General features: G+C 65.8%; 5 protein-coding genes. 2 read left to right on the top strand and 3 right to left on the bottom strand.

The window, feature by feature from the left end:
- Nucleotides 1-258: 258 nt before the first annotated feature.
- Both OP86_RS30560 and OP86_RS30565 read right to left on the bottom strand, forming a co-directional pair.
- Nucleotides 259-1,479, bottom strand: a complete 1,221-nt coding sequence (locus OP86_RS30560; protein ID WP_030060675.1) for an IS256 family transposase — start codon at nucleotides 1,477-1,479, stop codon at nucleotides 259-261.
- 340 nt (nucleotides 1,480-1,819) lie between these two features.
- Complete coding sequence (locus OP86_RS30565) at nucleotides 1,820-5,623, bottom strand: RICIN domain-containing protein (RefSeq protein WP_033334086.1); 3,804 nt, start codon at nucleotides 5,621-5,623, stop codon at nucleotides 1,820-1,822.
- Nucleotides 5,624-5,966: 343 nt separating this feature from the next.
- Here OP86_RS30565 and OP86_RS30570 point away from each other — a divergent pair, with 343 nt between their 5' ends.
- The gene (locus OP86_RS30570) at nucleotides 5,967-12,653 is read left to right on the top strand and encodes an RHS repeat-associated core domain-containing protein (protein ID WP_051831032.1); all 6,687 of its coding nucleotides are present in this window, start codon (nucleotides 5,967-5,969) and stop codon (nucleotides 12,651-12,653) included.
- A 138-nt stretch (nucleotides 12,654-12,791) separates the two neighbouring features.
- Nucleotides 12,792-13,745 carry a WD40 repeat domain-containing protein gene (locus OP86_RS36995; protein WP_157849884.1) on the top strand — a complete coding sequence of 318 codons (954 nt, stop codon included), beginning with the start codon at nucleotides 12,792-12,794 and terminating at the stop codon, nucleotides 13,743-13,745.
- Between the two features lie 205 nt (nucleotides 13,746-13,950).
- Here OP86_RS36995 and OP86_RS37000 read toward each other — a convergent pair whose 3' ends face one another.
- Entirely contained in the window at nucleotides 13,951-14,097 is a 147-nt protein-coding gene (locus OP86_RS37000; RefSeq protein ID WP_157849885.1) for a hypothetical protein, read from the bottom strand.
- Nucleotides 14,098-14,227: the final 130 nt, after the last annotated feature.

A 14,227-nucleotide genomic window follows, 5' to 3' on the forward strand; every position in this document is an offset into this window, starting at 1 on the left:
CGATCTCCTGCTAGCAATCACGTCCCCGACCAGCCCGAGCACCCCGCCTCCGGCCCACACCAGCCCCGTGACCTGCACGTTCAGGTTGGCAATTGCTCATTCGGAGATGGGCGGCTCCGCAGTCAGACCGTAGACACTCTCGTATTCGGCCAGCTGACCGGCACTTTGGGCTTCTTGCCACTCGGCCAGCGACGCGGCGGCCAGAGCCTTGCTTCCGGTCGCGTCCCCTGAAGTGGTGGAGTGGTCGTGCGCCAACCATCATGTGGTGGGCGGGAGTTCGTCGCGGATGTGCTCGGCGGGGTAGATCCGGTCCATGCTGCCCTCGGGCAGGTAGCGGCGGGGGAAGGCGATCCACTCGTCGTGCATCTCGAACAGCACGGCGGTGACCAGCCGCAGGAACGCGTCGTCGTTGGGGAAGACCTGGACGACATCGGTCCGGCGCTTGATCTCGCGTTTGATCCGCTCCAGCGGGTTGGTCGACTGAATCTTCTTCCAATGTCGCTCCGGGAAGGCCGCGAAGGCGGTCAGGTCGTCCTTGGCCTCCAGCAGCATCGCTTTGACCTTGGGGAACTGCTTGCCGAGCATCTCGGCGACGGTGTCCAGCTGGGCCCGGACCGCGGCCTGCGTGGGCTGGGCGAAGATCGTGCGGATGGTCGCGGCGACCATCTCGGCCGCATCCTTCGGGATCACCGCAAAGACATTGCGCAGGAAATGGACACGACAGCGCTGGTAGGCGGCGCCGAGCATGACCTTGCGGATCGCCTTGACCAGACCGCTGTGGTGGTCGCCGATGACCAGTCGGACCCCCGACAGTCCCCGCTCGCGCAGGGAGCGCAGGAACTCGACCCAGAACACCTCGGTCTCGCTGTCGCCGACCATCAGCCCCAGCACCTCGCGGCCGCCGTCCTCGGTGATCCCCGTCGCGACGACCACGGCCCGCGAGACGATCTGATGGTTCACCCGCGCCTTGCAGTCGGTGGCATCGAGGTAGATGTAGGGGAAGCGGGTGTGGTCGAGGGGCCGGTCCCGGAAGGCGGTGAGCTGTTCGTCCAGGTCCGCGCAGATCCGGGAGACCTCGCTCTTGGAGATGCCGGTATCCGCGCCCAGGGCCTTGACCAGGTCGTCGACCGAGCGGGTGGACACGCCCAGCACGTACGCCTCCATGATGACCGCGTACAGCGCCTGGTCGATCCGGCGCTGGCGCTCCAGCAGGCTGGGGAAGAAACTGCCGGTGCGGACCTTGGGAATGGCCAGCTCCAGATCGCCGGCCTGCGTGGTCAGGGTCTTGTCCCGGTGGCCGTTGCGCCAGGTGGTGCGGGCCTCGGTCTGCTCGCCGGGTTCGGCGCCGATGCGCGCGGTGGCCTCGGCCTCGATCAACTCCTGCAGGATCCGCTGGGCGAGGACCCTGATCAACTCGATTCCGTCCGCCGTGCGCAGTGACTCCGTCAGGCGGAATAGGTCAGACTGGGATAAGGCCATCGTGCAGCTCCCTGGTTAACTCGCGGTTCTACTCAGAGAGTTGCGCGATGGCCGCCTTGTGACCAGGGGTCATCCCAAGATCGCTGCTACACCACTCCACGGGACGCCATCCGCAGCGCTTGGGAGGAGCAGGTCCAGCGATCACGTCCCTTCCGAGATTCCTCGATGAGGTGTACGAGTTCTCTGCTGACCAATCCGTGTGCCGGTTCGTCTGGAAGTGGTGGAAGCCGTTTCTGCCAGGTCGGCGAACTCGTACGCCGAGGGCGGGGCCCGGCTGGTTCGCCGGGCCCCGCCCTCGGGTGTCAGTCAGGTCGGTTCGATCTGTTCGATCGCGGTGTGATCAGGGGGCGTGCTTCTCGTAGGTGAGGATCCATTGCTGGTTGGTCTGCGGGGTGGGGCATTTCGAGATGCTGAGGCGAGTTCCTTGGTCGGTGTGTCCTTCGGGTAGTTCGAGGCAGCGGCCGTCGGGGTTTTCCGTGCTGATGGTGGCGGGCAGGTAGATGCGGCCGTCGGGCCGGACGGCCCACTTCTGGCCGGTGTTGCCCGCGCAGCGGGAGAGCATGAGGCCGGTTCCGTCACCGAGGGCGTTGCCCTTGGTGGACACGCACCAGCTGCCGGAGCGGATGGTGCCGTCGATGGCGAAGTTGAACCGCTGATTGATGGTTTGCCAGCAGGCGTAGACGGCGATGTCGGTGCCTTCGTTAGGCCCACCGATGGAGTCCATGCATAGCCAGTCCACGAGCTGGGATTGGACAGTGACGCTGGAGTCGGAGTAGCCGGAGAAGGCCCAGTGGTCGAAGCTGTCGACCTTGCCCTTGATACCGGTGCTGCTCTTACCAGGGAAGACGGAGATCGCGTTGGTGTTGTCCATGACCCACAGGTCGGGGGTGCCGTCGTTGTTGAGGTCGCCAGCGCCGATGCGGGGGTAGTCGGCGGCCTCAACCTGCTGGCCGACGGCGAGCTTGATTCCCTGGTCGGGCTTGGTGAGGGCGGCGTAGTCGACGGTTCCGTCGGCCTTCCAGCCGAGGGTGTAGGCGTAGAGGTCGCCGGTGACGCGGTTGCGCGCCCAGACGGTGGCCTGGTTGGTGGGGTCGCTGGTGCCGGGGATGGTGGTCGGTCCGTTGGCCGCGCCCGGGTTGATCAATTCCAGGTCGGCCCAGCTGCCGGAGGCGGTGGGGATGTAGGTAGCGGTGTCGAGGGCGGAGTCGAGGCCGTTGGGTTGGAAGAGGTAGAGGTTGTTGTTCTCCAGGGAGAGGACGGAGGTCTGGGTCATGATGACCTTGCGGTTCGCGTTGCCGGGGTCACCGCCCACGGCCTCGCCTTCGGGCGTGCCGATTGCGAGGACTTGCGAGGCGTTGCTCCAGTTGCCTTGGTTGTAGCCGGGGCATGCCGCGCCGGTCTGGTAGGTGGTGCAGGCGGGCCGGTTGAGCGCGACGGGGGTGAGGGTGTCGAAGCGCCCGGTGCCGTTGTTGGGGATCAGGTAGAGGGCCTCACGCAGCTTGGAGGTGGTGTCCTTGTTGTAGTGGGCGAGGATCGCGTCCACGGCCTGACCGATGGCGAAGGTGCCGTGATGACTGATCTGGTAGTCGGCCCAGGTGGCGCCGGAGGTGCGGTTGTTGGGGGCCGCGGCGGCGGGGGCGGCCAGGGAGGTGGTTGGATCGGTGGTGCCGCCGATGACGCGCAGGTCGCCGTTCTTGTCGACGGTGACCATGTCGGGCTTCTGGTCGTTGTCGACGTCGCCGAACAGGGGCTGGGTGTCGGGCTTCCAGGGGACGTAGAAGTTGTAGACGGCGGGCTGGCTGTAGTTGCCGGCGTTGTCCATGGCCCAGGCGTACAGGGTGTTCGTACCCCACTGCTTGGGCGTGTAGGTGTAGGGGGGGTCTCCCGGCTTCCAGGTGCTGGCGTCGCACTGCCAGCCGACCACCGGGGTCGGGTCAGCAGTTACCCGCACGCACGCGACGCCGGAGGCCTGGAGGCCGGCACCGGGGGCGGGGTCCTCTGCGTTGACGGTGAAGATGCCCTCGTCGTTCATGTACTTGGCCGGGGTGGGGTTGGGGGTTCCCGACGGCGGGAAGTCGGTCGAGCTGATGCTGACGCGGGGGTTGGTCTTGTCAACGCGGAAGTAGCACCAGGCGCTATCCGGAGAAGTCAGGGTCTCGTCGGTGACACGGGCGACCCAGCCGTACTGGTGGCCGTCCGACAGCGACCCGAGGCCCACGGTGGGCCCCGGGTCGTTGTAGCTTCCGCCCCACGCCCCAGGAAGCGCGCTGAAGTTGGGATCGTTGTCGTCCCACACGTGGTAGCCGGTGTAGAGGTTCTGGCCGGCGGGCGACCAGCTGTTGGCGGTGAGGTAGATGTTCTGGTTGTTGCCGACCCATCCGGGGTTGTCCCAGGGATTCGCGCCACCACTGTTGCACGCGGCCGTACCGTTGTTACTCGCGAAGCCCGGGGCGGGGGTGGTGCGCGGCCACCAGATGGTCGGCGTGATGTCGTAGGTGGTGGTGATGGAGGGGTTGTTCGCCAGGTAGTGGCGGTAGAGCTTCTCCCATTCGGAGGCCTGCGGCGCGATGCCGATGGTCCATTCCTGCCACTTCTCCGCGGCGGCGCGCTTCATGGTGTCGGTCACGTCGATGGCCAGCGGGCCGGTGCCGGTGAGCCACTGGCCGTTGACCTGGGCGCAGCCGTCCATGACGAGGTTGCCGTTGTCTCCGCAGGGTTGTGCGTACCAGTTGGTGTTGGTGTCGATGGTCTTGCCTGCGGGGGCGGAGTAGATGACGAACGGTGTGTTGGTTCCGGGGCTTGAGGCGCCGGTGACTTGGCCGTTGAAGGTGGCGTTCTGGATGGTGGGGGCGGATTCGGCGCCCTGGGGGATGGTGTAGATGGCGGGGTTGATGCCGAATTGGAAGTAGGCGCGCTGGCGTCCCCCGCTGCCGCAGTCGAGGCTGGGGTCGCTGCTGTGGTAGCCGCAGTAGCCGGTGGCGATGTTGGACTTCAGGTTGTAGTTCTTGGCGTCCTTGTGGTTCTCCTGGACTTCGACGGAGCCCTGGGTGTAGCTGGTGGCTGCGACGAAGGAGGGGTCGAGGAACCACGGGCCGTCACCCGAGCCCAGGGCATCCTGGTTGGGCGTCAGCTCAATTGCCTGCGGGGTGACCTTGGTGGTGATGGCGGCGACGTTCGCGCCGTCACCCGGCTCCTCGGCGGTCGACGGGATCCCGACCGCGCTGTCCGTGGGCGCGGGAGCGAGCGCCGCGGCCAGCACCGTACGCTCCGCTGACCTGGAAGCACGGGCCGCGGCCACGGCCGGGTCGGCCGGCTTGCTGGAGTCCCACTGCAGGGGTGCGGGGGCTCGGAAGCGGGTGGCGCCCTTGTCGTCGACGACGGTGATCGCCCCCGACTGGTCGGCCGCGACCGACAGGCCCTGCGCGGAGACAGGGAAGGTGAGCGACTTGAGCGCCGCGCTCTGGGCGGCCTCCTTGGTGCGCACGATGATGACATCCCGCCAGCCGCCCTGAGGCAGGGCGGTCAGCTGCAGGTCCACGCCGGGAAGGACGTCGGAGTAGGTGGCGTTGGCCCCGGCTACGGACGGCTTCGGAAGCGGGAACGGGGCGTTCACTGCCAGGCTCTTGCCGTCGCCGGTGGTCACGGTGGCCATGGGGCCCGCGCCGCCGCCGGAGAACGTCAGCCCGGTCGTGGCCACCGCCGGGCTGAGCGTGCCGTTGCCGTTGGCCCGCAGTGTCGGGTCGATGTCCGTCCAGGCGCCGCTGCGTTTGGTCCGCACAGCCTGGGCGTTGTCGGTGGTGGTCAGCGTGCCGTTCGGGTTGGCGACCGTCCTGGAGAGCTCGTTGGTCAGTGTCTCGACGGCGACCGGCTTGCCGGTCGACTTGGCCTTGGCGATCGCGTCAAGCATCGCCTGCTGTTCCGGTGTGCGGGCCGGTGCCGGCTGGGACGGCACGATCGGCTTCACTCCGCCGACGGGGCCGTGGGTCGGCGGGGTGGGGGCGGTCTCGGCCGCGAGCGCGGTCGTTGCGCTGAGTAGGGCCAGGCTGAGCGCGCAGCCGGTGCCGAGCGCGGTCAGTGCGAGCAGGCGCTTGCGTATGGACAGTGCTGGTGGTGTCTGCGCGGCTGTGCGCGGGGTGCTGGACATGGCGTAGTTGTGTGGTCCCTCCCGGTCGGCCGCCCCTCGACGGGGGCGTTCGGGTCGGAACGATGCGGCCTGACCTGCGGTTGGGTCAAACCCGACGCCCGTGTGCACGGACATGTCCTGACACGTGGCGGATCGCGAGATCAAGACTTCATAAACATCTCATGCACGGCACCCGAACGATCTGGCGGAGTGTTCGCGGGCTCACATATCGTCACCTCGATCATGAAATAGCCATGTCCATATGACGCTGTGTCGACATCGAACGAGGAGTGACCACGTGGTGGTTTGGCCTGCCCGGAAACGGGCCGGGAGACGAATAGGCAGCCGATGGCGATCACCAGCAGTGGCAGCCGTGGTAGCGCTGGCACTGACCGGGGTGAGCGTGCCGCCGGCGGTGGCATGGACCTACCCCGAGCCGGAGGGCGAGGTCTGGTCACCACCGAACACGTCCCTGGGAAGTACGGGCCTGCCGGTCAAGGGACATGACGCCAAGCCTGCGGGCGCCACGGCGCCAGGCAAGGCCTCGGACTGGAAGCCGGAGGTCGCGTCGCCCGTCGTCACCGGCAGCGCGACGGTCGTCGTCGGGGCCGACAGCCCGGAGGCCGAGGCCGCTCGCAAGGCTACCGGCGGTGCATCGCCGGCCTCCGGCGGCCTGACCGGAACCAAGGCCGGAAACCTGGCCGTCCGGGTCGCGCCCGGTACCGGCGCCGGCGAGAGCGCACACACCGTCACCGTCGAGGTGGCCGGAGAGGACAAGGGCAAGGCCGCAGGCGTCAATGGACCGCTGGTGTCGCTCAAGGACCCCGCGGCGCCGGCCGGAGGCAACGGTCGCGAGGCCCGCGTCACCCTGGACCTGAAGGCCCTGCAGGCTGGCGGATGGTCGGACCGGGCAGGCCTCGTCGCGCTGCCGGCCTGCTCCCTGACGACGCCGGAACGCCCCGAGTGTCGCACGCAGACGCCGGTCGCGGCGAAGACCGACGGCTTCGGCACGGTCACCGCGGACATCACCCTCCCGGCCGCCGCAGCGTCCGACAGCGTGCACACCGGCACCGTGAGGGCGTCCTACACCACCCGACAGGTCGCGGCCCTGACGCCGGCCGCCGACGGCACCGGCACCGGCGGGAGCCCGGTGGTCATCGCCGCCGCTCCATCGCCGTCGGGTGCCATGGGCAACTACACCGCGACATCGCTGTCCTCGTCTGCTGCCTGGACGGCCGGCTCCAATACGGGCAGTTTCACGTACAGCTACCCGATCCAGCTACCGCCGCCCCTCGGCGGATCCGCGCCCGCTGTGGCGCTGGGCTACAACTCGGCGGACGTGGACGGCAAGACCTCCGCCACGAACGCGCAGCCCTCGTGGATCGGTGACGGCTGGGGCTATGAGCCCGGCTACATCGAGCGGTCCTACCGTAACTGCGACACAGCCGGGATCACGGGCTCGTCCGACCAGTGCTGGGGCGGGCAGAACGCCTTCCTCTCGCTGGGCGGACGCTCAGGCAGGATTGTGCGCAACGACAAGGACAAGACCTGGCACCTCGAGAGCGACGACGGGACCAAGGTCGAGCAGCTCACCGGCGCCCCGAAGGCAGCAGGTGACGTCGACTACCACGACATGGAGTACTGGCGGATCACCACGCCGGACGGCATCCAGTACTACTTCGGCCTCAACCATCTGCCGGGCGGCGACGGCAGCGACCCGGCCGCAAGCTCCGTGCTGACCGTACCGGTGTACTCGCCCAACGACGGAGACGCCTGCTACAGCTCCGGCAGCGGGAAGAACTCGTGGTGCCAAATGGCGTGGCGCTGGCAGCTCGACTACATCGTCGACCCGCACGGAAACCTGACCACGTACAAGTACGCCACTGAGGTCAACAAGTACAACCGGGGTGTCGCCCAGAACGGCGGCACCGGAACTCCCACCGACTACCAGCGGGCCGGCTACCTCAAGGAGATCGCCTACGGCCAGCGCCTGGACGACCAGAAGTCGGCCAAGGGAGGCGCAAACCCGGCGGCGAAGGTCACCTTCTCCCCCGCAGAACGCTGCCTGCCCAGCGGGTCGATCACCTGCTCCGAGGATCAGCGCACGTCCGCCAATGCCGATGCCTGGCCGGATACGCCGATCGACCAGATCTGCACCGGCAACTCCTGCACCGTCTCGGCGCCCACGTTCTTCACCACCAAGCGCCTGAGCGCGATCACCACGCAGGTACTCGTCGACGCCGACTACCGCACCGTCGACACCTGGAACCTCAACCAGGAACTCGCCGACCCCGGCGACGGCAGCAAGCGCCTCCTGCAGCTCGACTCCGTCCAGCGGGTGCCGAGCAACGGCCAGGTAGCGATCACCGACCTGCCCCCCGTCCAGTTCCAGTACAAGATGCGCGCCAACCGCGTCGACGGCCTCGACGTGGCATCACTGATGTTCATGCGCCCGCGCATCCAGGAGATCACCACCGAGACCGGTGGCCGGATCGACGTCCTCTTCAAGGATCCCGAGTGTTCGCGGGTCAACCACCGTATGCCAGCCTCCGAAGACGGCAACACGATGGCCTGCATGCCCGTCAAGTGGTACCTGCCCGGCCAGTCGTCCAAGGACCCAGTAAACGACTGGTTCGACAAACCCCTCGTCAGGTCCGTCGTCGAGCAAGACCTCGTCAGTACCCCGGCCATATCCAAGACCACCGAGTACAACTACGGCCCGATCAGCCCGACAGAGGGTGCCGCCTGGCACCGCAACGACGCCGAGTTCACCGACCCCAAGACCCGCACCTGGGACCAGTTCCGCGGTTACCAGTGGGTGATCACCACCACCGGAAGCGGTGACGCCTCCGAGGCTCCCAAAACGCAGCAGAAGGTCACCTACCTGCGGGGCATGGACGGTGACTACCGTGCCGACAACAGCCGGCGCAACGTTCAGGTCGCCAGCCCGCTGGGAGGTACCGTTCCCGACAGCGCTCAGCTGGCCGGCCGCGTCGTGGCCACCGAGGTCTACGACAAGGCCGGCAGCGAAGGCACGGTCACCTCGATGAGCGGGACCACCTACAACGGGCAGCGGACGTCCGCGACCCACGCCCAGAGCGCGGGAGCGCCGGAGGTGTATGCCTGGCTTCCGGATTCCGAGACCACCGCGATCACCAAAGCCAGGCTCGCCGACGGCAGCTGGCGTACGACCACGGCGGTCACCACCACCGATCCGGCCAACGGCAACCGCGTCATCAAGGTTGACGACAAGGGCGACGGCACGGCCGCGACCCCCGAGACCTGCACCACCGTCGACTATGCCGCCAGCGACAACCCTCAGATGCTGACCTTGGCGTCGCAGACGACTACCTTCCAGGGGTCCTGCTCGGGGACGGCGACGGCCACGAACGCGCTGTCCGGCAACCGGATGCTCTACGACGGCAAGGACTTCACAAAGGCCGGTGCGGTCGGAGACCCGACCAGTATCCAGATCCTCGACCACTTCGACCAGTCCGGCGACCCCGTCTACGTCCACAACGGCAGCGCGACCTTCGACACCTTTGGCCGGGGTCTGACGACCGCGACGACCGACGGGTCGACCTACGACCGCAACGGCGAGCAGATCACCGGCCCGTCCGTCACCCCGGCTGTCACTACTGTGGCCCTTACCCCGGCCTCGGGTCGGCTGCCGACCGAGGTCCGCACCACCGGGCCGATGGGGGCGGGATGGACCACCACCGTCACCCAGGATCCCGCCCGCGGCTCACCGCTGACCAGTACAGACATCAACGACCGCGTCACCACCAGTCAGTACGACGCCCTCGGCCGCCTCACCGCGGTCTGGGCGCCCGACCGGCCGACCACGGAACTGCCGAGCCGGAAGTTCACCTACGCCCTCAACGGTTCCAAGGCCCCGTCCGCGGTCACGACCGAGTGGATCAACGACGACGCGGTCTCCTACTCGGCGAGCATCGAGATCTACGACGGTCTGGGCCGACCCCGGCAGACGCAGAGCACCAGCGACGCCAAGCCCATCGGGCGCCTGATCACCGACACCGTCTACGACAGCCACGGCTGGGTGATCAAGACCTCCGCCCCGTACTACGAGCAGGGGTCCTTCCCCACGCAGTCCGTCTTCATCCCAGCGGCCGACGGCCAGATCCCCGGCCAGACATGGAGCGCCTACGACGGCAACGGGCGCGTCGTGCGTTCGGAGTTCCGCTCCTACGGAAACCTCCAGTGGGCCACCACCACCGCCTACCCCGGCGCCGACCGCACCGACGTCACCCCGCCCTCAGGAGCGACGCCGACGTCGACCGTAACCGACGTCAAGGGCCGTGCCACCGCCCTGTGGCAGTACCGCACGCCCACCGCGACCGGCAACCCCGTCGATGCGAACGTCACCACCTATAGCTACACACCGAACGGCCTGACATCTTCGCGAACCGACAGCAGCGGCAACACGTGGAACTACACCTACGACCTGCGCGGACGCCAGATCACGCTATCTGACCCGGACACCGGCGTCACCCGGACGTTCTACGACGTCAACTCGCGCATCGACCACACCGTCGACGCCAAGAACAACACACTCGTCTACACCTACGACCTGCTCAGCCGCAAAACCGGCGCATACAACGAAAGCGTCGTACCCGCGAACCAGCTTGTCTCGTGGACCTACGACACCTTTGTCAAGGGCCAGTCCACGTCCTCGACTCGCTATGTTGGCGGCGCAAGCGGCGCGGCCTACACCACGGCTGTCACCGGCTACGACACGGCCTACCGGCCGCTCGGCACCTCCATCACCATCCCATCCGTGGAGAAGGAGCTGGCCGGCACCTACACCACGACCAACACCTACAGCCCGGTCATCGGCTCCCTGAAAAAGGTCGACATCCCCGCCGCTGGTGGACTGCCGGCCGAGTCCGTCAGTTACGGCCGGACCATCACCGGTCTGCTGACTTCCTCCGCCAGCCGCGGCAAGGCCGTCGTCGCCAAGGTTGAATACGACGCCCTGGCACGCCCCGTGCGCACGACCGCTGGCGAGTACGGCAAGCAGGTCGTCTCCACCCAGCAGTACGACTGGGCCACCGGACGGGTCATCAACAACTTTGTTGACCGCCAGGTCGGCACCGCCTCGGTCGACCAGACCAGCTACACCTACTCCCCGTCCGGTCAGATCACTTCGATCACCGACATCCAGGACGCCTCGGCGACCGACACGCAGTGCTTCACCTACGACCACCTGAGCCGCCTGACCGGCGCCTGGACCGACACCGGCGGCACCACTACCACGGCCGACTGGACCGACTCCTCCGGAGCCGTCCACGGCACCGGCAGCTCCACCACGGTGCCCGGCATCGGCGGATGCAAGAACGCGACCGGCCCGGCAACCGTCAACCCTGGCGGACGCACCGTCGGCGGCCCCGCCCCGTACTGGAACACCTACACCTACGACGCCACCGGCAACCGCACCGGATACGTCCAGCACGGCATCACCGGCGATAGCCCCAACGACACCACGGCCACCCAGACCTTCGGAGCCGCCAAGACCACCAACACCCCCACCAACGCCCCCAGCACAGGCGGCGGAACCGGCGGACCCCACGCTCTGCTCACCTCCACCACCAGCGGACCCGCGGGCACCAAGGCCGTCACCTACCAGTACGACGCCAAGGGCAACACCACCGCCATCACCGACACCGGCGGCACCACCACCCTGACCTGGAACAGCGAGGACAAACTCGACACCCTCACCAAAACCGGCCAGGCCGACGCCACCACCTACCTCTACGACGCCGACGGCAACCAGCTCATCCGCCGCAGCCCCGGCAAGACCACGCTCAACCTGCCCACCGACGAACTCACGCTCGACACCTCCAGTCCCAACCGGTCCGTGAGCAACGTCCGCACCATCGCCGCCCCCGGGGGCCTGACCTACACCCGCGTCACCGCCGCCATCGGCGGAGGCACCGTTCTGATCCAGGCCGCCGACCCGCACGGCACCAACGGCATCCAGGTCAACACCGACACGGCCCAGAGCGTCACCCGACGCCCCACCGACCCCTTCGGCAACCCCCGCGGCACCCAGCCTGCCAGCTCCGCCTGGGCCGGCACTAAGGGCTTCGTCGGCGGCACCAAGGACGACACCACCGGACTCACCAACCTCGGCGCCCGCCAATACGACCCCACCAGCGGACGCTTCATCAACCCCGACCCTGTTCTCGACCAAGCCGACCCTCAACAATGGAATGGTTACGCCTACAGTCACAATGATCCAGTCAATAGGTCTGATCCGTCAGGTCTTTACGATCCAGATATTCGACTGTTGCCGCCAGAGGAGGCAGCCAAGGAGGCCGCCAAGTCTCGCGGGAGGCCTACGCCTGAAAGTTCTCCCGACGTAGATCGGCCTTTGGTAAAGCTCAACTCGCCAAAACTCTACGACCCACCGTCTAATTTCACTCAGAAAATGGTGGACATCACTGGGTCGACTTACGATAAAGCCTTGGAGGAATATGCTAAATATATGAAGAAGAACTTCTTCGCCAATGTGCGGTTTACCATGATTCTCTCAGAGGTTCAGGTAGAGGGGCCAAACGGTTTGAGCATCCCGAGGACTGTGGCCTTTGTGAGCCAAGGGGGCCTCGCCTCAGACCAGGCTTTGCTCGAAAAGATGACCGAGCTGGGAGTCACCGTATATCAGATCGGTCCACCGAAATCCGAAAAGGGCAACCCGGAAGGGCATGCCGAAAATGCAGCCAGAAGATTTCGCGATGACGAGAAAGCTCAGCAGCGCGACCTCGGAGGCCGTATCAAGAGCGTCAACTCTGCCATCATGAACACGTACGCCTGCAGCTCCAAGTGTGCGGAAAATCTTACAAAATTCGTTAATGACCCGTCGGTGAAGATTGAAGAGGGCGGGCTGGGTGTGTATGGGAAGAACCTCTTGAGCAAGGATGCGATCAAGGAGTACAAGAACGTGAACAGCATGACTGGGCGAGCGCTGGAGGTCGCCTCCTCGATGGCCGCCATGTGGCGCGCCGGAGGCGACCGGGGCAGGACCCGTTAATGCGGTTCCAGTGAACATTGAGTAGGATGTGGGCCTTGCGCGAGGACAAGTCGCGCGCAAGGCCCATTCTGCACACTGTGTCGAACGATTCTATCGCGCACCCTTACGAAGAATATTCGTGGAGAAAAATTGCCTACTGTGACACCCCTTTCAAATGGCTTTAAGATCTCCGACGCCCATCCGGGGACAGTTTGGCCGATTATTTTTTCCGGACTTACCGAACGGGAAATAATGGTTATTTCATCACAGGGTGCTGGCGGTGACGGCATTCGTTGCTGGAGCGCCCAGGATGGAAACCTTATTCGGGTTCTCCAGGACAGTGACGTGGGTGCCTTCAGTATGGTTTCGGCGCATATTGAAGGCGTGGGCCCAATCTTGGCGGCCGCAACGGAAGATGGCGTATATCGATGGAATCTCGATACCGGGGAACGGCTGCCAGGACGTCCAGATCTGCTGGAATCCACTGCTTGGGACGTCAAAGCTATTCGTGACCGAAATCGCGGCACAGTCCTCGTGGCGGCATGTCAGGATCACATGGTTCGCCGCTGGGAGGCGGTGAGTGGTGAACTCATCGGGGAGCCACTCAAAGGGCATCAAACGAGCGTCAAGGCAGTGCAGGTTGTAAACCTCCCAAGTGGCAGGAGCGTAATCTTCTCGGGGGATGATAACGGAGACATTCTCTGCTGGGACTACGAATCCGGAAGTCCCATTATCTTCAATCGCCCGATTATTCTTGGAGCGGCGATTACGGGTATGTCATCAATCGCCCTCAAGGGCGGGTGCTCGATAATTTCGGCAGCTGGGGTTTCTGGACTATTGCGGCGCTGGAACGCCTCGACTGGAGAGGAGGTTGGATCCGCGATCCAGCTGCCAACTGCAGCGCCATCGCTTGGCTTTTTTGAGCATGGTGGTAACGCTCGGATTATCACCACCACCGATAGTGAGACCATTATCCAGTGGGATCTTGAATCCGGGACCCTCGAAGATGATTCCCTGACGGGAATTTCGGTCGCCACCTATAATTCTGGTGAATTTAGCGCCATTGCGACCGGCACCTTCGAAGGGGAGATCTTTATTCGTTATTTCAGATAAGTCAAATATCCCTGCTCCGTGTCGGGTCCTCCCAGGAGAGCCCGGCACAGGGAGGGGGCGGAGTCTCATTATTAATTTCTCCGGTGGACCGAGGCCGGCGCCCTGGTGGACAGGGCTTCGGCGTAGTCGGATGGCGTCCGGTTTGTGATCACCAGAGGGCCGAGGAGTGCAGCTCTGACAGCCGAACGCGGGGCGGAGAGTCCGGTCAGCCCGAGAGCGGTTGGGCGACTGAGACAGTGACCCGGTCACCGAAGCGGCCGCGCAGGTCTGCCTGGGCGCTGGCCAGATTTCCGCTGACGCCGACCTCCACCACGCCGCGGCTGAAGCTCACCTCCGAGCCGTCGCCCACCATGTCGATGCTGTAGTCGCTCGTGTGCCCTATCAGAGTGCAGTACGCGACCTTATGTCTGGCTTGTCATCGCTCGATGGGGTGACATTGGGGCATCGTTGCCGGTCAAGCGTTCGTGATTCGCTTGGGTGGC

The sequence above is a fragment of the Streptomyces novaecaesareae genome (assembly GCF_000716875.1).
Classification (GTDB): Bacteria; Actinomycetota; Actinomycetes; order Streptomycetales; family Streptomycetaceae; genus Kitasatospora; species Kitasatospora novaecaesareae.

What these genes read in the sequence shown, in the direction of transcription:
- OP86_RS30560 (WP_030060675.1), bottom strand. Translation starts at nt 1,479, where the DNA reads ATGGCCTTATCCCAGTCTGACCTATTCCGCCTGACGGAGTCACTGCGC.
- OP86_RS30565 (WP_033334086.1), bottom strand. Translation starts at nt 5,623, where the DNA reads ATGTCCAGCACCCCGCGCACAGCCGCGCAGACACCACCAGCACTGTCC.
- OP86_RS37000 (WP_157849885.1), bottom strand. Translation starts at nt 14,097, where the DNA reads ATGGTGGGCGACGGCTCGGAGGTGAGCTTCAGCCGCGGCGTGGTGGAG.